A 19,875-nucleotide genomic window follows, 5' to 3' on the forward strand; every position below is an offset into this window, starting at 1 on the left:
TTGCCCATTTCCATTATTCCCTTGTTGAGACCCTCTTCCATTGTTCCCTTGCTCGTTTTCGTTATTTCCCTGTTGAGATCCTCTTCCGTTGTTCCCTTGCCCATTTCCATTATTCCCTTGTTGAGATCCTCTTCCGTTGTTCCCTTGCTGATTCCCATTATTTCCTTGTTGAGCTTCTCTACTGTTATTCCCTTGCCCATTTCCATTATTCCCTTGTTGAGATCCTCTTCCGTTGTTCCCTTGCTGATTCCCATTATTTCCTTGTTGAGGATTTCTTCCATTGTTCCCTTGCCCATTTCCATTATTCCCTTGTTGAGATCCTCTTCCGTTGTTCCCTTGCTGATTCCCATTATTTCCTTGTTGAGCTTCTCTACTGTTATTCTCCTGTTGATTCCCTCTATTTTCTTGCTGAGATCCTCTTCCATTGTTTTCTTTTATTTGCTTCGATGGCTGTTCCTCTGTTTTCTTTTGTTCTTTCTGCTCTTGCTTTTCATATTTTTTTTCTTTTACAGGAGACAAATCGAGTGTTGCATCAGGAGATGACTCCGGGTGTGATTGCACCTCTTCTTCGTTTTCCACCGGATTAGACGGGGTGACAGGAGGCGTAAGTGATTTGTTCTTCTCATTCTCTTGCTTTATATAAACACCTGTGCCAATTCCAGCTTTTCTAGCATTCTCTCGTATTTGCATTGTGCTACTTTGATATTCAACTGTAATATGTTTTAGCTCATATTCTTTCTTTAATTCTTTCATTGCCTTTTCCAAAAGTGGTTCTAGTGCCTTGTCCTTTGCAACAGCTGTTAGCATAACTTGCTTATCATTCGTTAAATACTTATCCTCTTGACTTTGCTTTATAATAGTACGTATTACTTCTTGTAATTGTTTATTTTCCCATTGCTTCAATTCTTTTAAAATACGCCTTCCATCATCATTACAAGCCTGCAAATTTATAACACGAAAATCCTTTGTTACGCTCACCTCTAAACTTGGATTTATATCAACTGAGACGTAAGCAAATACTTTTTCTTCTGGTTGGTTGTAGAAAAACAGCACTGCAAATAGAAAACAAGCAACAAGTATTGATGCAGGCTTTAAAAAGGAAGGAATCGAAAAATGCGATGCTTTTTGTTCTTGCTCATCAAACGAGATTTCCTCCCCGATTATGCAAGAATCCCCTTTTCTTTTACACGTAATAAACTCTCCATTTGGTGTTAAAACAACTACGCTATGCTTTTTTATATCCATCACAATTCCTTTATTCATCATGCTTTTCCCCTCTTATGTAATCCAGAATATATGTATAGTTGTTTGCAAAAATAATACACATTGCAATAATGTATTTTCTATGTCGTTCCAACGTTTTACGACTTACCCTAACACGCGGTTCAATCTGTTTAAGCGGTAACTTTTTCTTTCGGAACAGCTCTTCCATCATTTCCTCTTCTTTTATAATTATTTTCACAATTTCTATTAAGTGCTCACGTGTATCACGATGCTTAGGAGATTCTTTAGCAAGCTCTGAGAATGTGATTTTAAACTCAGCTAGCACACTTTGAAAATGAAGAATTTCCTCCTTACGGTTACTATTTTCCATCTCTTTCATATACTCCGTAAGCGACACTTGCATTTCTAACATTTCCTCTTGCTCATCTTCTTTTAAAAAGACAAAGTTATGTTTAGACTCCTTACGTATATAGTCAATTACATCTCTTTTTATAAGAAGATCAGCAAACGCTAAAAAGGATTTTCCTTTTGTATAGGAATACTTTTCAATTGCTTCGTTAAACGCAAACAATCCAATGCTATATTCATCATCCTGTTCTGTAATATATCGGCGGCAGACAGATGAGATTGATTTTCTAATAAAAGGTTGATACTGTACGATAAACGCTTCTTTATCTTCTTCATTATTTTGTATGTTACATACGATATCTTCTATTTTCGGTTTTCTTAAGATCTTCATTACTAAACTCAACACTTGTAATCTCCCAGCCTCCTTCAAATAGCAAAATGGCCACTACACAAGTGACCATTTAACCAGATTTTCTTGGTACTTTTCTTCGGTCTTGTTTTCTTGCTGTTAGTTATATTTTTAGAGTCTAACGTTTTCTTAATGATTTTTTCTTTTCTCTCGGCACTACAGTTAAGTTTGTATTTTTATCTACTTTCTTATTTTCTACCGTTCGTTTTGCTTATTCTTTTTCTATTTTATCTGCAATCCTTGAATAACTCTCCTCTATATAATTGGTAATTTCATCCTTTTACTTTGGATGCCCACTTAATCTAGTAATTTTATTAATACTTCTATATTCTTTCATAGTCATTTTTCTTCTATTTATTTTTTCCACTATACATATTCGGAGGAGTACAAAGTTTTATGGGGGTCAAAAAATATTTTCATAAAAAAATACATATTTATTTCAAAAATAAAAACCATCAATTTGAAAAAGGGTAATCAAATTGATGGTTTTCTTATAGTATCTATTAAATTAAGTTGGATTCTCATCATATCTAAAAAAAGTACTAGCTATCCTCTGCCGCTTTTCTCCACTTTTATCTTTCTTGGTTATCATAATATGTCTTATCTGCGTATTTTCTATCATTTCCTTTTAGATAAGCTAAAATTACTTTTGGATTTTTAAATAAAGTCCAGTCTCCATATGTATCAAATCTTCTGCATGAAGTTATCATTCCATTTTTAATAGTACCGAATTTCTTATTATTTTTCTTTCCCCACTCTTTTAAACGTTTTGCGAAATCTGCATCTTCTGCCATAAGCATGTTTTCATTAAATCCATTGATTGCCATAAAGTCTTTTCTATAGCACCAAAAAATCCCTACAGATATAGCTCCGTACTTAAAAAGTAAAGGGATTATGATTAACATTGCGGAGAGAAATATTCCTAAAGATATTCTTTCAAACTTCCCATTCACCCCACCACCAATGTATTTACCTGAAGCTAAATATTTATCTACATTAAACAACATAGACTCTGTCATTATCGTATCAGCGTCTATAGTAACGATTATTTCTCCACTGGCTATTTTAGCCCCTGCATTTCGAATTTTAGATAAGTTTTTATCGTTATTTTTCAATGTAATACAATTATAAGATTTTGCTATTTCCTCTGTTTTATCTGTACAACGATTTAAAACAACTATAACTTCCGTTTGCTCTTTATATGCCTCTGATGCCTTTGCAATTGAATCTAAACATTTTCTAATGTACTTTTCTTCATTATGCGCAGGAATTATAATAGAAAACTTCACATCTTTTTTCAAATTAACTCCTAAAGATTCGTTTGTCTCAGTCATAATATTCCCCCCTTATTTTATAAGGTAAATATCTGTTATACATAACGTATATTAAAATTCAATAAATTATATGATAGGAACTGCAGGTAAACTATTACTTGAGTATTAAAAAACAAAAACGTTATTCTTTCTAAATAAGCAAAATTACTAGAAAGAATAACGTTTTTTATTAGTTACATTAATATTTTATTCGTTGCTTTATTTCTTCAAAACGAGCATGTATAATTTTTCTGATATCTGGATGATTCTTATATAAAGTAACAGTATACATGATGGAAGATGCAAGAATAGTAGACCATATTAACCAACCTCCAGCATGAGAAAGAACTTTAATTATTTCACTCTTAAATTCTTCCTGTCCGTCATGAAATGTATAGCTGAGTAGTTACCTTATTTTTAAAAAAACATTCTGATTATTTCTTTTTCACTTCTTCTACAAATTCCCATGTCTCTCCGTTATCTTTTGATTGATAAAGTGCACTACTATCGCCATTGTAGTCTCCATCTGCCCCTTGTCCAACTAACATATTAAAAACCCCATCTTTCTCATATGGCATACTAGGAGAATCAAAAGGACTTATTGTGGACTGTGTATGATCTAATTTCACTTCATGCGGCGGATATTCTACCTTTTTGAAAGATACTCCCCCATCATCTGTGCGATATAACTCTCCTTCATTACCAGAAGGCCTAATTGCTCCTAAAAACCCAAGTTTATCATTTATAAAAATGATTCCTGATACACTACCAATCCCCCCATTAAATGGGTCTGGATTGATAACCTCCCATGTTTTCCCTTCATCACTAGTCTTGCTTAATGAATAAAAGGCGCTCCCTAATGCTTTATCTGTCATATTTAGTTTATAACCAACTTCTTTCGATAGGAAAAACTGTTCTTTTTCATTCTTTAAATCTTGTTGTTCCTTCTCTTTAAGCCTATCTTCTTTTGGAGGCGTCTTTGATTTACTCCAACTTGCGTCACTTATTAAATTATATCTAGCAGGGACTAGCTCTTTCTCTTTTCCAGGGACAAATATAGATACAGTATATCCAATGATATCAGAAGCTGCTTCTTTAACACTCTGCCTCTTACCATCCTCAGTAATATTAATAATTCCCTCTGTATTGGATCCCCAATTTCTTTTTCCATAATAAATCAACCCATACTTACTTTCATTCCATTTTTTGACCGTTTGCTTAACTGGGATCGCCTTAACCGTTTTAATTAAAGGTTCTACTAATTTATCATCATTATAATCAGGCTTTGCATATCCATCTCGTATTATAGTAATATCTTCTGATTTCTTCTTATTATAAGAGATTAAATAAGTTTCTTCTTTCCCATCAACATTTTTCCCATAAACAAATGTATCAAACGCTGTGATTGTTCCATCTGAATGAAATGTAAGATCAAAATCAGTTGCCATATACAATTTCTTTGGCAAAGGATATTTTTTATTGATATCTTCAAAAATACCTTCTACTCCAGATTTATATATATTATTATGTTTAAGTTTAACTGACCTTTCATGTTTTAACTTTTCTATAAACCATGCCAATTTGCCATTGTAATTTATTGCACTTTTATAAATCTGCATCCCATAAAATGATGTAATTGCAACAATAATGATAATAGAAATGGATCTCCATGCTATTGAATTTGTTAATTTTTTAGATTCATATTCTCTATTTTTTATCACCCGCATTGTAGTAAATGTAGTTATGGATATAAAAAGTACTATACATAATAACAAAATGTAAATATTATAATTCATTCTTCCGTACTGACAGTATAAGGCCAACTCATAACAAAAAATCCCGTATACAATTATTAGTATTGGATTTGTTACTAATGACAGAAGTATCCTTTTTGTATTTTCTCTAAATATAGAAACCACTCCTAAATATATGAATTACTGATATTAAGTATACTTTATGAATATTCACCATTCTTATCATTGGATTTATACACATTCAAATAATATTTTCCTTGTTTCGCTACGAGTTTTCCCTTTATAGTATTTCCTTCATCTTTACCACAAGCTACGTAATTTTACATGTCTGATTCATGATAAAGTACCCATGTCATCCCAATATTTTGTTCATTTATCACAGAAATAACTACTTCTTTCAGAACTATAACATCAAACGTTTAAACATCTGTCTGATCAGGAGTAATCAGATTCCCTTTTACAAGCGTATTGGAAGTCCTTCTCCTCTTCGAGGGATCCACCTGTTTGCAGTTCTTGTTTTACAGTAACTTTTGTTTGTTTTTTACTTTCTTTTCTTTTCCTCTACTATCTTCCACTGTTAGTTCCACATTATATGTTCCTTTTTCTCCATATACGTGGGTAGGATTCGCTTCTGTACTTGTTGTACCATTACTATAAAATTTATTTTCTTCATTAAAAAGCATTTTTAATTTTTTTATATACTCTTACTGTCGACGTTCAAAAGCTAAACGTACTGCAAGACCTGTCAATACGCTTGCCATAAGCCAACGCTGCACTCGCAGCCACGTTGGACGTGTGCCAAACCATTTCGCAATTTTACTTGCTGTACATACAATTAGAAGGTTAACTATAAAGCTAACAGTGATTTGCGTAAGGCCCAAAACTGCACCTTGAAAAAGCAACGATCCCTTCTCTGGATCTTCAAATTGAGGTAAAAGTGATACATACAAAATAGCAATCTTTGGATTCAGAAGATTAGTCATGAGTCCCATTAAAAATAATTTCCGTGGTGGTTCATTAGAAATCGTACGAGGTTCCATAATAGATATAGCACCCGGTTTAATCGAATTCCAAGCTAGCCAGAGTAAGTAAGCAGCACCTGCCCACTTTACTGCCTCATATACAGCGGGAACCGCAAGGAATAGAACTGTAAGTCCAAACATAGTTGCGATTATATAGATTACAAATCCGAGCATGATGCCCAATAAAGAAATAAATCCCGCCATACGTCCCTGCGTAATGGAACGGGAAATGAGATAAATCATATTAGGCCCAGGTGAACAAACCATGCTAAGCGAAACAATTGCAAAAGCTATCAAGGTACTCAAGCTGACCATAAACCTTCCCCCTTTATGTTACATAAAATTTCCTATTATACATTTTATCATGATTGGGGAGAGAAAAAATTAATATAAACCGATGCAGCTAAGTAATAGTATCGGATCGAATGTAGTGTAATCACATATTTCTCATTCTCTTAAGTAAGGACTAAAAATAACCTATCCATAGAGCTACTAAAACCACTACGAATAAAGCAAAGCAACATGTAATATTTCGAATCCACTTTTGTATATCATCAAAATACTTTTCTATAAATGCAGTGTAAATAGAAAGCATAAGAAGTAGCACAATGAAAGTAAAAAATCCCAATTTATCGTTAAATTTTTCATTAGTAAATGTACTTACATGAAGGAATAGAAAAACAAACGTTACTATGAATAGCTCAAATAATCTTTTTTTATTCAATCTGCCACCACCTTACAACAATTCCCTTTTATTCCATTTTATCAGAACATACTGTGTAGCAGTATATGAATATTATATTCATTTCAAAAAGGCCAACAATACAAGATCGTTAGCCTCTACTTTCCATATTCGCACCTTTTATCACTTTACTTCCTAACAACCGGAATCCACATTTCACCAAATACTAGGCCATTTCTCTGTCCCATCTCAACCGTTGTATTCGGTCCACCAACATAGGCAAAATCCTTTGCTTCTGGTAAAGCTTGACCGAAGGCGATGCCAGTAAGCTTATTACTTAGCTCTTTAGCCGTTTTGTCTTCCCCTTTCACTACTAAGTATTCTCCCCTCGGAAACTGAATCACTCTAGATTCTTCTTCTATTTGTGCTTCTGTCATGACACCCGCATAATACATCATTTTGTTATTCACCGCTTCGCTCACGGAAAAAATGTATTCATTTGTAGCTAAAGCTTTTAAAGTGTCCAGCCTTCCATCTTCTTTAACAGCCGACCAAAAGTCTTCCTTTTCTTTATTTATTCCAGCAAAGTTTGTGTATTCACTCTTAATTTCAGTTCCAATACCTAACACAATAAAGCTATCTTTTTCTTCTATAGTATAATTTTTCATATTCAAAACCTGCCTCTTTTTTTATTAATCAAACGATTTATCTTTTCATCTGATACGTTTATAATACCTTTAAACCATGTCAAAAAATGATACTGTTTAGGAGACCAAAATGAAAAAAGTTGAACGGATTAATACAATTATGCGGTATATCAACAACCGCTCTCACTTTACAATTTCTGAAATTATACAAGAATTTAACATCTCACGGTCGACAGCTATTAGAGACATTAGAGAAATTGAAGCTATGGGAATGCCACTGGTCGCTGAAGTTGGGAGAACGGGTGGATATTTTGTTATGCATAATTCTATCCTGCCCGTTGTTCGCTTTACTGATAATGAAGTGAAAGCTCTTTTTATTGCCTTTATGGCTACGAGGAATCAACAACTTCCCTACCTAAAGAGTCGTCAATCTTTAGCCGAAAAACTACTAGGACTCATCTCAGAAACCCAGCAAGATGATCTCGTTCTTTTAAATCAACTCTTGCTTTTCCAAGGGACTAACCCTCATAATCCCGATCTACTTGAGCTTTCTGATCTCCCCCATCCTATGTTAGAAAAACTCATTCAAATCCTTCTTTTGGATAACCATTTATTGATTACTATGAAAGAAGATGAAGAAATCAAGACTTATCCAATTTATCTATTGCACCTTTATCAAGAAAAAAGCCATTGGATCATTGAAGGGTTTGACTTAAAAAAAGAAAAGAAGATGATGTTTCCTGTCGATGATCTCATTAATATCGAACCATACACGACGAACAAAAGGCTAAATAAGAAAAAGATTTTAGAAAAACTAAGTAAGAAGGACGAAATAATCAACTTGGTACTTGAACTTGGACCAAAAGCAATTGCCCAGTTCAAAAAATACCATCCTTTAAAAATTTCAATATCTTATACTAATCCTTACCAATCTACAGCCATTTTAAAAACTTTTATCAATGTTAACAATCCCGATGAAGTGACGGAAATAATAAATTGGCTGCTTTTTCTAGGGAAGGATATTAAAATCAAAGAAATACCCGATGAAGTATTAGCAGATTTACAAAAACGAGTGTGCTTATACATTCCATAAGCAGTGAGCCTCAAATATTAAGCTTTATCACTGGATAATTATCCTATTTTTAAATACCATTTCATTTACTACAATGAGAGCATGATAAATAATAAAAGCACGGAAAATCTCCCGTGCTTTTCTAAATATATATTATTCCTGAAGGTTTCGTTTATCACGTTTCTTACCCTAACTGACGTTTAAATGCTTTACTGGCGAAAAAGTAAGAGATGACCATTATACCTACGCACCAAGCGAGCGCAATCCAAATATCGTTTCCAACAGTTCCTTCATATAAAAGAGCACGAATCGCATTCACGATTGAAGTTACAGGCTGATTCTCTGCAAACGCACGAACAATTTTTGGCATCGTTTCGGTAGGCACAAAGGCCGAACTAATAAATGGAAGAAAAACTAGCGGGTACGAGTAAGCAGTCGCCCCTTCCATAGACTTTGCCGTCAGCCCTGGAATGATAGCCAACCATGTTAGCGCTAACGTAAACATTCCTAGTATCCCAGCTACTGCAAGCCAATCTAGAATATTAGCACTGGAACGGAAACCCATTAAGAGTGCAACAAGAATAACCACCACGATAGTAAGTACATTAGCAACCAGAGAGGTTAGAACGTGAGCCCACAATATCGATGAGCGCTTAATAGGCATCGTAATGAAACGTGCCATCAGCCCACTCTTTACATCCGTAAAGAGTCGCACGGAAGTGTAAGCTACACCGGATGCGATAGCCATTAGCAAAATTCCCGGCAATAAATAATTAACGTAGTTTTCCGTTCCAGTTTTTATTGCGCCGCCAAACACGTAGACAAATAATAGCATCATCATAATCGGTGTAATCGCTACTGTAATAATTGTATCCGGACTGCGCATAATGTTACGCATTAAACGACCTAGTAATACACCTGTTTTACTTTTCATTTACATCTCCTCCTTTTTGCCAATGATCGCAAGGAATATTTCTTCCAATGTCGGTTGCTTCTCGATATACTCCACTTTTGCTGGCGGGAACATCTCTTTTAGTTCAGCAAGAGTACCTGTCGTAATAATTTTTCCGCCATGCAAAATAGCGATACGGTCTGCCAGTTGTTCTGCTTCCTCCAAGTACTGAGTCGTAAGCAAAATAGTTGTACCGCTACCAGCAAGTTCCTTGACTGTATCCCACACTTCGATTCGCGCTTCAGGATCAAGTCCAGTCGTTGGTTCGTCAAGAAAAATAACTGCTGGCGCCCCAATCAAACTCATCGCGATATCAAGCCGGCGCTTCATCCCGCCTGAATACTGATCTGCCCTTTGGTTTGCCGCATCAGTCAGGCTAAATCTTGCAAGTAGATTGTCAGCAACTTGAGCGGGATTGGAAACACCACGTAATTTGGCGATCATTATCAAGTTTTCCCTCCCAGTCAGCATACCGTCTAAAGCTGCGAACTGCCCTGTCAAACTGATACTTTGACGAACATGATCTGATTGACTCTGTACATCAAATCCACAAATACTTACTTCACCGCTATCTTGCTTCATTAGTGTCGAAAGGATGTTGACCGTTGTCGTCTTTCCCGCTCCATTTGAGCCTAGCAGCGCGAAAATTTCTCCACGCTGCACCTCAAAATCTACCCCTTTTAAAACTTCCTTGTCTTTAAAGGATTTTTTCAAGCCTTTTACAGAAATCGCTGCATGACTCATACTTTTTTCCTCCCTATAAAAATGTTTTGCGAAGACTATTTATTTACCTCTATCTATTTAGTATCACTGATATTCTGTATTACTTAGTACCGAGTTAAAAATATAACTGAATAGCTATGATGGCAATTCATATGTGTAACCAGCTAATCAGTCGGTACTACTTATTCCATTTATTTTTTTCTCAATTTCTTCATAATACTTTCATTCAAATCTTCACGATACTTGGAGACGTAAGTTTTAGCATTTGCCACTAGTTCGTCAGCAAAGGAAGCCACGTCATCCCCAGTAATGTCAAGCACTTGTCTTCCTTCTGCTGCACCAGCTTCAAACAAATCGATTAATTCATACTGTATGTGTAACATATCCATCCCGTTACCCGCTGAGAAATTCCACATGTAGTTTTGAATTTTCTTAAATACAAATTGGTAGTCCTCTGGCAGAGCCTCAACTCGTGCCATCATCATTTTGTACTCTTTTTTATCACCAATTAACTTTTTGAACATTTCTAACATCTTATTTTCCTCCTTTTTTATAAAACCGAACAAGAAATTCCCAAAGTATCGGCCGGAACGTTTTATCTTATGAACCTATTTTGACTTCAAGACGTTAATTTTTGACGATACAAAATCCCATTTTTTCCAAAACAATTCAAGCTCCTGGCGACCTTCTTCATTTAATGAATAAAACTTACGAGGCGGCCCCATATCTGATGGTTTCTTTTCAATATTCACAAGCTTTTTCTTCTCTAATCGTACGAGGATAGTATACACCGTACCTTCCACAACTTCGGTAAACCCAAGGTCATTCAGGTGGCGGGTAATCTCATAGCCATACGTTTCACGGCGACTAATGATTTCCAGTACACACCCTTCCAGTGAACCTTTCAACATTTCAGTTAAATTTTCCATATCCTGGTCCTCCTTTACCCCCTATTCTGTCTGACTTATATTAAGTATTACAGAGTACTAAGGCGAATTTTTTACTGAGTAGTTTTTTTGAATTCATACTATTCAGTATCACTTATTACATCCACATTGTATGACTAAGTAGCGATAGATGTCAACTGATTTTCAAATTTTTTCTAAAATCCGCTATTACCTATTGTCTACTGAAAATATTTTGAGAAACAATACTACTCAGTATTGCTTATTACAAGTACATTGTATGACTAAGTAGAGATGGATGTCAACTCGATTTTTATATTTTTCTAAAATCAACTATTACCTATTCGATACAGCCTATTTTCTTTTTTTATTTTGCCCCATACCTATCCCACTAAGAAAAGAAAATACCCCAAAACAAAAATTCTACATTTTTATTTTGGGGCGCTATACTATACCAAAGTTAATGAATATGGCTAGCTCTTCTTATTAATAAGACAGATCATTTTTTGTTACGATAACATCATAGCCATGTCTTCTGCTGCATTTGTAATTAGTTTTAAACCAAATGTTTCTTGTAATACATCAAGCACGCCAGGTGAAATAAATTCAGGGGCCTTTGGACCGATGCGAATATCTTGAATCCCAAGACTAAATAGCCCTAGTAAAATGGCAACCGCTTTTTGTTCAAACCATGATAGTACAATACTTACTGGCAATTCATTCACTTCACATTGAAAAGCATCAGCTAAAGCAGCCGCTATTTTCACTGTAGAAATTGAATTATTACACTGTCCTAAATCAATGTAACGCGGAATTTCCGTACCAGGTACAACACCGTAATCCACATCATTAAAGCGGAATTTCCCGCAAGAAGTTGTTAAAATAACCGTTTCTGGCGGAAGTGACGTTGCTAATTCACGATAATATTCTCCGCCTTTTCCCGGTGCATCACAACCGGCGATAACAAAGAAACGCTTTATCTTCCCCTCTTTTACTGCATCAATAATTTCTGGAGCTAATGATAATACTGTATTATGATGAAACCCTGTCACTAACTGTTCATCCGACTCCATATGTACTTCTGGAAGTTCTAGTGCTTTTTGAATCAATGATGTAAAATCATCATTTTCAATTTTTTGTACACCTTCTAAACCTGCAATTTCATATGAAAAGAATCGATCAGAGTACGAGCCTTTAATTGGCATAACACAGTTCGTTGTAGCTAATATGGCACCAGTAAATTTTTCAAAAAGGCGTCTTTGATCATACCATGCCTTACCGATGTTTCCTTTTAAATGTTTATATTTTTTCAGCTGCGGATATCCATGTGCTGGTAGCATTTCAGAATGCGTATAAATATTAATGTCTTTTCCTTCTGTTTGCTTTAATAGTTCTTCTAATGCAAATAAATTATGGCCCGTAACTACAATTGCTTTACCTTCTACACGATTTTGTGTAATTTGTACAGGCTCTGGCACACCAAAATGATTCGTATGTGCCTCATCCAATAACTCCATCACCCGTAAAGCTGATTTCCCAACTTTCATAGCCATATCAATATGCTCTTGTTCGTTAAAGTTAGAATTTGTTAATGTCATATATAAAGCTTCTTGTGTTGTAGCATCTACAAATGCATCCGTATACCCTAGCTGAGCAGCATGTGTGCGATAAGCTGCAATTCCTTTTAGCCCAAACACAATCGTATCTTGTAAACTCGCAATCGTTTCATTCTTGCCACAAACACCCATTACTTTACATCCGCCTGTTGGCGTTTGTTCACATTGATAACAAAACATATCATCCCACCCTCTCCCAATCATTCATTACACCTTAAGCATAATACCCATTGAAAAAAAGTGATGTGATATCAATCACAATAATATATAAAGATTTGTGACAGTTCATATTGTTGACATAATACTTTTATTGACATCCAAAAAATATACATTAGTGTACACACATCTTTCGATACTTTTAAATAGCTAAATAATTAATTTGGAGAAATATATACAACGAAAAATTTTTTTGAATCCCTTATACAAATAATTGCAATTCATCACATATGAAAATAGCGTATTTTTTATTTTAAGGAACTATCATTTTTTTATTACAGCCTTCATTGTAAACCTCTTTATTTACAATACATTTACACTATCTTAACATTACTTACATTATTTATATGATATATTTATATAGAAGCTACTTAAGAAATTTCATATACATTTTATCTTTATGATCTCTAATCTAATCAATAAAAAGATCATGTTATATTTTTATAACAGGGGTGAATTACGATGACTGAAACTTTAAAAACACTTATAATGCTTGATGCTACTTACGTTGTTATTGCAATTATGACAGTACTAGTATTTGTATACTTGGAATTAAAATCTCAGTAATATATGCTGACGTAATCGACAGATTCAGCATTTAAATATAGTTAGAAGAAAGAGAGGAGAAAATTATTTCTCCTTTCTTTTGTATTTCTACAATTTCTTATTTTAATAAATCCAATGTATGTAAAAGTAATCCCTTGTCTCCTACTTCTCCATGACCAGGTACTACCGAATTTATATTTCCATATCGCTTCAGCACATTCTCAATCGATGTAGACCATTCATTTACATACGCATCCGCAACATTTCCTAAATCTTTAGCTTCCGCAGATTTTACTAAACAGCCTCCAGCTAAAATTTGATATTGTGGCAACCAAACAACAATATTATCTTCTGTATGTCCTTTCCCTGGATAGAACGTTTCTACTTTTGTATTGCCAAACTTTAAACTCGTAATTGTTTGTAAATCTCCAAGCGGCTCTTCATATCCACTGTTCTTTGCTAGTTCTGCGGTTAATGCTGTACTATGCGCTTTAATGCCTCTTTCTTTCAACGCTGTTATTCCGCCAATTCGATCAGCGTGCGCATGTGTAATAATGACATCCGTTACGCGCTTCTGAAATTTCTTTTCTACCATTTCTATTAGTTCCTTCGTTAATTTGTTATCCCAAGAAGAATCAACAAGTACTAGCCCTTTAGAAGTATTAAGAACTAGACCGTTCGAAGGAACTGCTTCTCCATTAAAATAACCTAACTCCGTATGAACCCATACATTCTTGTTTAACTGAGATATTGAAATGGTTCCCGTCTCATTTTTGATTACTATTTGCTCTAGCTTTTGTTCTGCTTTCACAGAAGAAATTGTACTAACAAATTGAGTTATTCCTAGTAAACTAACACATACCCCTAATTTTAATAATGTATTCTTTTTCATTTTCTCCATCCTTCCTTTCAAACTAAATAGTTATTACCTATATTAGACAATTCATCTCAAATCTTTGTTCCATCGTTTTTTTACATTTTTTTACACAAATGATAAAAAAGCGTACAAAATGTTGTACGCTTTAAAACTTAATCTTCCATTCCATAATTCTCAAACTCTTCCTCATTCCCATAAAATACATTCAAATCAATATACTTTTCTTTTCCATTATAACCGCTTAATCTCCCGCGGTTCGTGTATTGCCAAAACGTCCATTTTCTCTCATCAGATAAACTCGGTTTTGTAAGAACACTACGAATCCATATATCACATTTTGGATTCGCATCCTTTATATATAAATCATACGCCTCTTGCGTTGCATACAATATTACTTTCTTATCGTAATGTTTTTCTAGCATTTCAATCATGACCGCCAACTCTTTCGTAACATCTTCACGCTTAGGCGGATTATCTTTTTTGTTAGCGTAAAACTCAACATCAATCACGGGTGGCAATGCTTGTTTATATTTTGGAACAGTTCGTATAAATTGCTCTGCTTGTGTTTCACCCTTACTATTGAAACTAAAAAAATGATACGCTCCGATGCGCATATCTGTCTTATTCGCATTCCTCCAATTTTTCGAAAAGTACTCATCCACAAACGAACTTCCTTCAGTCGCCTTTATAAACGCAAACTTCATATTTTGCTTTTCCAACTCTCTCCAATCTATATCCCCTTGATACGATGCGACATCTACACCTTTTATTTCATACTTATCAGCACTTATTTGATTCGGAATGAATATGCCTTGAAAAACTAAGTAAACGACAACACTTATTACACTTATTAAAGTAAAGATTCCTCCTATAAAAAGCTTCTTTTTCATTCATATCACCCATCTTTACAAATTAAAATTCTACTTACCATTCACGCTTTTTATTAATTTTCATTTTTTCTTTAAACGCCTTCTCTAAATCAATATTTAATTTATTTGCTAAATCACATACATTCCAAATTACATCAAACATTTCTAAACCGATTTCTCTTTTCGCATCTTGTATTGTATCACGCTTTAATATGACTTCCGCTAATTCACCTAATTCCGCCATCGTATATATCGTACGCTCTTCAATTGTTGTATCTTGAAATCCTTTTTCTTTACTGAAATTTGATACATACCTCTGAAACTCCACAATATTCATACTTAATCTCCCCTCATTACCAATACTCCATTTTTCTATTACACTTAAAACCTAAATTATATTTTGTTAAATTATAACATTCGGACTATAATTTATTTATAGTCCATTAACGGAGGTGTTTGCAATGACTCTCTTCGCTTCACCAACATTATTTATAGTAGCAATCATTTCATTTGCACTAGCTTATTTCATCGGAGTAAAGCAGTACACTTGGCTCTTATCAGGATTCAACGAACGCCGCGTGCCTGATAAAGTGAAACTATCAAAAATAGTAGGTCTTTATAATTTAATTGCTGGTGTCATTGCGACAATCGGTAGTGTCTTCACTACGCCTAATGTCACAATCGTTATTCCTATCACTCTAATTGGACACTTTATAATCGCCGCTTATGTAAATACACGCATGATGCAGTGAAAAAGATCACCCAAATGGATGATCTTTTTTATAATTTATCAACATATTGCTTCGCTTCTAGTAAGGAAAAACCAAAAGCTTCTCTTACTCTCTTAACTGCTGTAATTTTTTTGCCTTCTTCTACAAGCTGGCGTAGTTCTTTATTAATTTCAGGTTCTCTTTCTATAATTCCCATTTCTTTCGTAATTAATTGTAATCTATCTTCAATTCTCTTTAAACGCGCATCATTTTTCTTTTCAATTGTAGCTAATTTTTCAGCGATATAAATGAAACCAAAGGCTAATATTAGTATAACCATCCAGAATTCCATGAATGTTCCCCCTTACTAACTTTCATTTATTTTATTTCACTAACTTATGTAAATTTTACCACAGGACACATTTACTGTATAATACCACTATATCAAACTGTTAATAAAACCTATTATTTTAGGGGGACGCTTTATGAAAAGATTTTTAAATACGTTACTTCAATTTGTAGTTCTGTCAATCGTGCTACATTTATTATTTGATATAGTTGGTTGGCTTGTTTTCAATGCACCAATTAAAAACAAACAAATCATTATTTCTTTAATAACAATCTCATGGGTTATGTACATGTACCGAGACAAATTTTTTCAAAAGTTCACTTCAAACTAACTAAAAAAGAAAACACTTCATTGGTGAGGTTGTAAAAACGTTATCCTTATAATGAAAATAAAGAAGCTGTTCCTTCCAGCTTCTTTATCTATATAACATTTTTCGCAACAATTTTTATATGTTCTGGTGCGATAATCTCCGTTATACTTTCTTGGAAATCTTCCCGCAACATTTCTTCCAAATGTTCTAACTGCACTTCAACATGTGTGCATTCTAAATTATGTATATTTAACAGTGCATAATGATCTTTTTTCTTAATTACTAAATATTGATTTTCCTCTGTCACAAGTACAGAACCTAATCGGACTCCTAATAAGCGTTGATCATCAAACTTCATAATTACTTCTCCTTCCCTCATATAAACAAAACTACAATGAAAATAATTACATTTATGGAAAAACACGCTTATTTAGACTATATCATAATTTACTAAAATAGAAATATCTTTTTCTGTTTCAATAAAAATCCCTATTTTTTCATATATTTCGATACAAAAAACTTTCTCAACATTAAATTTGAATTTTCAGTTTTTAATTCCGTAAAAATCTATTATAATAAAGTTAATAAATGTTTGACCTCTCCTAATTCATGTACATATGGATGATCAGTAGTTATCGCTACTGATCTATTTTTTTGATTTCAGAAAGTACATACGCTGCATCCTTTCCTACACCACAAATAAGTGCGGAACCCCTTTGAGATTGCCATGGTAAACCGATATAATACAATCCTTTTACTGGACTGATTCCCTTTATATGATTAGGAAATCCTTTCTCATTCACTGCCTGTTCAATTTCAATCCAATTATAATTTTGAACAAAACCAGTTGACCATATAACGCTTTCTGCACTATAAATATCACCATTCTGAAACATAATGTTATTTCCTGATGCACTTACTACTTTTTCTTGCAGTTTGATTGCTCCATTACGAATAAGTTTCTTACCTTCAAAACCGAAAATAGGGTCCTTTCTCTTCTGAAACCATCTTCCCCTCTTTGTATTTATTTCAGCGTACAATAAACCCACTTTTTCTAGCAGATTAAAAATACTTTTTCCAAAAAGTTGTAACGGTAAAAACGTTAAAGGATGACTAATAGACACCGTAACTTCATGAGTCTTTGCCAGTTCTACTGCAATTTGCATTCCTGAATTCCCACCACCTACTACTAGTACTTTTCCCTTAGGAATTTGTGATGGTGATTTATATTGTGATGAATGCATTTGAAAAATATGTGATGATAGATTTGCTGAAACTGAGGGAATAAACGGTTGCTGAAAAGCACCTGATGCGATAATAACTTTTTTCGTTTGTAAAATTTCTGTAGGAGTATGTAATTCAAATATTTCTTTTTCTTTCTTTATTTTTAGAACTTCCGTTTGTAATTGTACCGGTAATTGAAAATGTTTTGCATATTCTTCTAAATAAGTTGCAATTTCATCTTTATATGGAAATTCATTTTTTTCACCTATTAACGTCATACCCGGCAAGCTACTGTAAGACCTTGAGGTAAAAAGCTGCAAAGAATCATATCGATTTCTCCATGAATCACCAACTCGTTTTCCTGCCTCAAGTAATAAAAAATTATACCCTTCTTGCTTCAAGTAATATCCCATTGTTAATCCAGCTTGACCCGCCCCAATAATAATTAGATCTTTCATTCTAATCCCTCCTCTTCTTAAACGTATGAATACTTGTTCATATATTCATACGTTTCCATAATCATAACATTTTCTTTTTATATGATTCAATATCTACTCAAAATAAAAAAGAGCAGTTTACCATAAAGTAAACTCCCCTTCATTCTATCTTCCCAGTCTTTAGCGCCTGTGCCCAGTCATATCTTTCTTGTTGAACAGCCAATCCAGCAGCTTCTTCCCAATTATAAGGAACTGAAATTTGTTCAATTGTCCATTCTCCCAAAACCTTTTCTATCACTACATATTTTGCATGCGGAGTTCCTGATTCCATTTTATGCATAACAGGTAACTCATCTTTGTATGCTGGAAGTCCTACACTTCCTGGATTTATAATGATCTTTCCGTTCGCTAAATAAACAACTCTAGGAATATGTGTATGACCACATACTATTATTTTTTGTTCTATATTTTGGAGTTGATCCATTATATTTTTTTCATTCTTTAATATTGCACCATTCTCATTCATCTCTTCTAACAAATACACTTCATCTGAAGTTGGCGTACCGTGACAACATAACATATCGTCTACAATAAATTGTGAAGGATGTTGTTTTAACCAACCTATATGATAATTTGTTAATTGATTTTGAACAAAAGTTAGTGTAGCAGATTGCTCTTGTATAGGTTCCCAAAGCATGCGATCACAATTGCCTTTAATATGTATCATCTCGCTACTCATTAATATTTCAATTGTCTCTAAAGGCTCTAACGGCCCATACACACTATCTCCTAAATTTATTATCATTTCGACCTTGCGACGTGTAATATCTTTTAATACCGATTTTAAAGCGTGACTATTTCCGTGGATATCTGAAATTATAGCTATTTTCATCTTAATCCCTACTTTAATATATTATTTATAAACATCTGCAGCCAATTCCCTCAAAACTTCTACATTCACTACTTCAAAACAACCATTGTTTTTCTTGATTATATTTTTATCACAAAAGAGATTCAAAGTACGTAATAAATGCCGATAACTCGTTCCTAACAACTCCGCTATTTCCGTTAAATTCCCACTAAACACAATTCTATTTTCATGCTGAACTGCTCGTTCCCCTGCTGCTAACATGTAACTCGCAAGTCTATTTTCAAGCGGATACAATAAATTAATTGTACTGTTTTTGGAAAGTCGGTTTAACTTATGTGCTAATGATCCGCAAATACATCTTAAAAATTTCGCATCATGAAATAGCTTATTTCTCACTTTTCCTAATGGTAAACCAACACAATATGAATCTGCCATTACTTGTACATTTGATGTAATCCTTTGGGAATGAATTAACTCCACATCTCCAAGTAACTGCAAACTATCATAAAAACACAGTAATACGGATTTCCCGTTACTTAATGTGTTAAACGCTTTCGCTTTTCCTTCAACAAAGAAATATAAATAATCTATCTCTTCATTTTCTCTACAAATAAACTCATTCTTTTTAAAAAATATAAGTTCCATATATGGCTTCATATCATGACTAAAAAATGAATCAATATTATTTTTCTTCATATACTCTGCTAATTTAATAGAATTACATACTTTCTTCATAGTTCCCCACCTTTACAACTCATCCCCATTGTAATCAAAATTTTCTTCTTCCACTATGACATAT

The 19,875-nt window shown here is 33.9% G+C and carries 23 protein-coding genes and 2 pseudogenes; 3 read left to right on the forward strand and 22 right to left on the reverse strand.

The genetic code is table 11. The features are described from left to right. From HMPREF2590_RS19310 to HMPREF2590_RS19345, 9 genes and pseudogenes are all read right to left on the reverse strand, one after another. Nucleotides 1–1,266: anti-sigma factor domain-containing protein (locus HMPREF2590_RS19310; RefSeq protein WP_083325431.1), on the reverse strand; the 1,266-nt coding region annotated here is incomplete at its 3' end. Continuing rightward, nucleotides 1,256–1,978 carry an RNA polymerase sigma factor SigI gene (gene sigI, locus HMPREF2590_RS19315; protein ID WP_044584719.1) on the reverse strand — a complete coding sequence of 241 codons (723 nt, stop codon included), beginning with the start codon at nucleotides 1,976–1,978 and terminating at the stop codon, nucleotides 1,256–1,258. The genes HMPREF2590_RS19310 and sigI, both read right to left, overlap by 11 nt. 575 nt (nucleotides 1,979–2,553) lie before the next feature. Then, entirely contained in the window at nucleotides 2,554–3,315 is a 762-nt protein-coding gene (locus HMPREF2590_RS19320; RefSeq protein ID WP_000140998.1) for a glycosyltransferase family 2 protein, read from the reverse strand. Between the two features lie 178 nt (nucleotides 3,316–3,493). Next, nucleotides 3,494–3,688 (reverse strand): annotated as a pseudogene (locus tag HMPREF2590_RS29260) (hypothetical protein); the annotation flags it as partial. Nucleotides 3,689–3,728: 40 nt separating this feature from the next. Continuing rightward, nucleotides 3,729–5,213: a WD40/YVTN/BNR-like repeat-containing protein gene (locus HMPREF2590_RS19325; RefSeq protein WP_074595564.1), complete on the reverse strand. Its 1,485-nt coding sequence runs from the start codon at nucleotides 5,211–5,213 to the stop codon at nucleotides 3,729–3,731. A 35-nt stretch (nucleotides 5,214–5,248) separates the two neighbouring features. After that, nucleotides 5,249–5,704 (reverse strand): annotated as a pseudogene (locus HMPREF2590_RS31145) (PKD domain-containing protein); the annotation flags it as partial. A 48-nt stretch (nucleotides 5,705–5,752) separates the two neighbouring features. Beyond that, nucleotides 5,753–6,385 (reverse strand): LysE family translocator, encoded by a 633-nt coding sequence (locus tag HMPREF2590_RS19335; protein ID WP_000254104.1) that lies wholly within the window; start codon nucleotides 6,383–6,385, stop codon nucleotides 5,753–5,755. Between the two features lie 151 nt (nucleotides 6,386–6,536). Next, nucleotides 6,537–6,794, reverse strand: coding sequence for a DUF3963 domain-containing protein (locus HMPREF2590_RS19340; RefSeq protein ID WP_050822010.1), 258 nt, complete (start codon nucleotides 6,792–6,794; stop codon nucleotides 6,537–6,539). Between the two features lie 146 nt (nucleotides 6,795–6,940). Next, nucleotides 6,941–7,420 carry a GyrI-like domain-containing protein gene (locus HMPREF2590_RS19345; RefSeq protein ID WP_000801052.1) on the reverse strand — a complete coding sequence of 160 codons (480 nt, stop codon included), beginning with the start codon at nucleotides 7,418–7,420 and terminating at the stop codon, nucleotides 6,941–6,943. A 109-nt stretch (nucleotides 7,421–7,529) separates the two neighbouring features. On the opposite strand from HMPREF2590_RS19345, the gene HMPREF2590_RS19350 reads away from it, so the two are divergent. Beyond that, entirely contained in the window at nucleotides 7,530–8,492 is a 963-nt protein-coding gene (locus HMPREF2590_RS19350) for a helix-turn-helix transcriptional regulator (RefSeq protein ID WP_000755022.1), read from the forward strand. 163 nt (nucleotides 8,493–8,655) lie between these two features. On the opposite strand, the gene HMPREF2590_RS19355 is transcribed toward HMPREF2590_RS19350, so the two are convergent. The 8 genes from HMPREF2590_RS19355 to HMPREF2590_RS19390 form a co-directional block, all read right to left on the reverse strand. Then, nucleotides 8,656–9,405 (reverse strand): ABC transporter permease, encoded by a 750-nt coding sequence (locus tag HMPREF2590_RS19355; RefSeq protein WP_000837819.1) that lies wholly within the window; start codon nucleotides 9,403–9,405, stop codon nucleotides 8,656–8,658. Beyond that, a complete protein-coding gene (locus tag HMPREF2590_RS19360) occupies nucleotides 9,406–10,167 on the reverse strand; it encodes an ABC transporter ATP-binding protein (protein WP_000017473.1) in 762 nt (253 codons plus the stop codon). It abuts the gene before it with no gap. A gap of 170 nt (nucleotides 10,168–10,337) precedes the next feature. Then, entirely contained in the window at nucleotides 10,338–10,679 is a 342-nt protein-coding gene (locus HMPREF2590_RS19365) for a DUF1048 domain-containing protein (protein WP_000891986.1), read from the reverse strand. Nucleotides 10,680–10,754: 75 nt separating this feature from the next. Next, on the reverse strand, nucleotides 10,755–11,075 hold the full coding sequence (locus tag HMPREF2590_RS19370; protein WP_000429488.1) for a PadR family transcriptional regulator: 321 nt from the start codon (nucleotides 11,073–11,075) through the stop codon (nucleotides 10,755–10,757). A 485-nt stretch (nucleotides 11,076–11,560) separates the two neighbouring features. After that, nucleotides 11,561–12,847, reverse strand: a complete 1,287-nt coding sequence (hcp, locus tag HMPREF2590_RS19375; RefSeq protein WP_002098191.1) for a hydroxylamine reductase — start codon at nucleotides 12,845–12,847, stop codon at nucleotides 11,561–11,563. 700 nt (nucleotides 12,848–13,547) lie between these two features. Further along, nucleotides 13,548–14,321: a BcII family subclass B1 metallo-beta-lactamase gene (gene bla2, locus HMPREF2590_RS19380; protein WP_000742461.1), complete on the reverse strand. Its 774-nt coding sequence runs from the start codon at nucleotides 14,319–14,321 to the stop codon at nucleotides 13,548–13,550. Between the two features lie 137 nt (nucleotides 14,322–14,458). Next, complete coding sequence (locus HMPREF2590_RS19385) at nucleotides 14,459–15,196, reverse strand: glycoside hydrolase family 25 protein (protein ID WP_000727666.1); 738 nt, start codon at nucleotides 15,194–15,196, stop codon at nucleotides 14,459–14,461. A gap of 34 nt (nucleotides 15,197–15,230) precedes the next feature. Next, nucleotides 15,231–15,512 (reverse strand): MazG nucleotide pyrophosphohydrolase domain-containing protein, encoded by a 282-nt coding sequence (locus HMPREF2590_RS19390; protein ID WP_001028132.1) that lies wholly within the window; start codon nucleotides 15,510–15,512, stop codon nucleotides 15,231–15,233. A 124-nt stretch (nucleotides 15,513–15,636) separates the two neighbouring features. Between HMPREF2590_RS19390 and HMPREF2590_RS19395 the strand changes: the two genes are divergently transcribed. Continuing rightward, nucleotides 15,637–15,927 carry a DUF3784 domain-containing protein gene (locus tag HMPREF2590_RS19395; RefSeq protein ID WP_050822011.1) on the forward strand — a complete coding sequence of 97 codons (291 nt, stop codon included), beginning with the start codon at nucleotides 15,637–15,639 and terminating at the stop codon, nucleotides 15,925–15,927. A gap of 28 nt (nucleotides 15,928–15,955) precedes the next feature. On the opposite strand, the gene HMPREF2590_RS19400 is transcribed toward HMPREF2590_RS19395, so the two are convergent. Continuing rightward, entirely contained in the window at nucleotides 15,956–16,237 is a 282-nt protein-coding gene (locus HMPREF2590_RS19400; protein WP_050822012.1) for a hypothetical protein, read from the reverse strand. Nucleotides 16,238–16,370: 133 nt separating this feature from the next. Here HMPREF2590_RS19400 and HMPREF2590_RS19405 point away from each other — a divergent pair, with 133 nt between their 5' ends. Further along, nucleotides 16,371–16,565 (forward strand): hypothetical protein, encoded by a 195-nt coding sequence (locus HMPREF2590_RS19405; RefSeq protein ID WP_000819660.1) that lies wholly within the window; start codon nucleotides 16,371–16,373, stop codon nucleotides 16,563–16,565. A gap of 88 nt (nucleotides 16,566–16,653) precedes the next feature. Here HMPREF2590_RS19405 and HMPREF2590_RS19410 read toward each other — a convergent pair whose 3' ends face one another. From HMPREF2590_RS19410 to yeiL, 4 genes are all read right to left on the reverse strand, one after another. After that, entirely contained in the window at nucleotides 16,654–16,902 is a 249-nt protein-coding gene (locus HMPREF2590_RS19410) for a hypothetical protein (RefSeq protein ID WP_000666948.1), read from the reverse strand. 280 nt (nucleotides 16,903–17,182) lie between these two features. Next, the gene (locus tag HMPREF2590_RS19415; protein ID WP_050822013.1) at nucleotides 17,183–18,226 is read right to left on the reverse strand and encodes a flavin-containing monooxygenase; all 1,044 of its coding nucleotides are present in this window, start codon (nucleotides 18,224–18,226) and stop codon (nucleotides 17,183–17,185) included. A gap of 139 nt (nucleotides 18,227–18,365) precedes the next feature. Continuing rightward, on the reverse strand, nucleotides 18,366–19,097 hold the full coding sequence (locus tag HMPREF2590_RS19420; RefSeq protein ID WP_000684254.1) for a metallophosphoesterase family protein: 732 nt from the start codon (nucleotides 19,095–19,097) through the stop codon (nucleotides 18,366–18,368). Nucleotides 19,098–19,118: 21 nt separating this feature from the next. Further along, the gene (gene yeiL / locus HMPREF2590_RS19425) at nucleotides 19,119–19,811 is read right to left on the reverse strand and encodes a transcriptional regulator YeiL (protein ID WP_000754829.1); all 693 of its coding nucleotides are present in this window, start codon (nucleotides 19,809–19,811) and stop codon (nucleotides 19,119–19,121) included. Between the last annotated feature and the right edge of the window lie 64 nt (nucleotides 19,812–19,875).

The sequence above is a fragment of the Bacillus sp. HMSC036E02 genome (assembly GCF_001836235.1).
GTDB lineage: Bacteria > Bacillota > Bacilli > Bacillales > Bacillaceae_G > Bacillus_A > Bacillus_A cereus.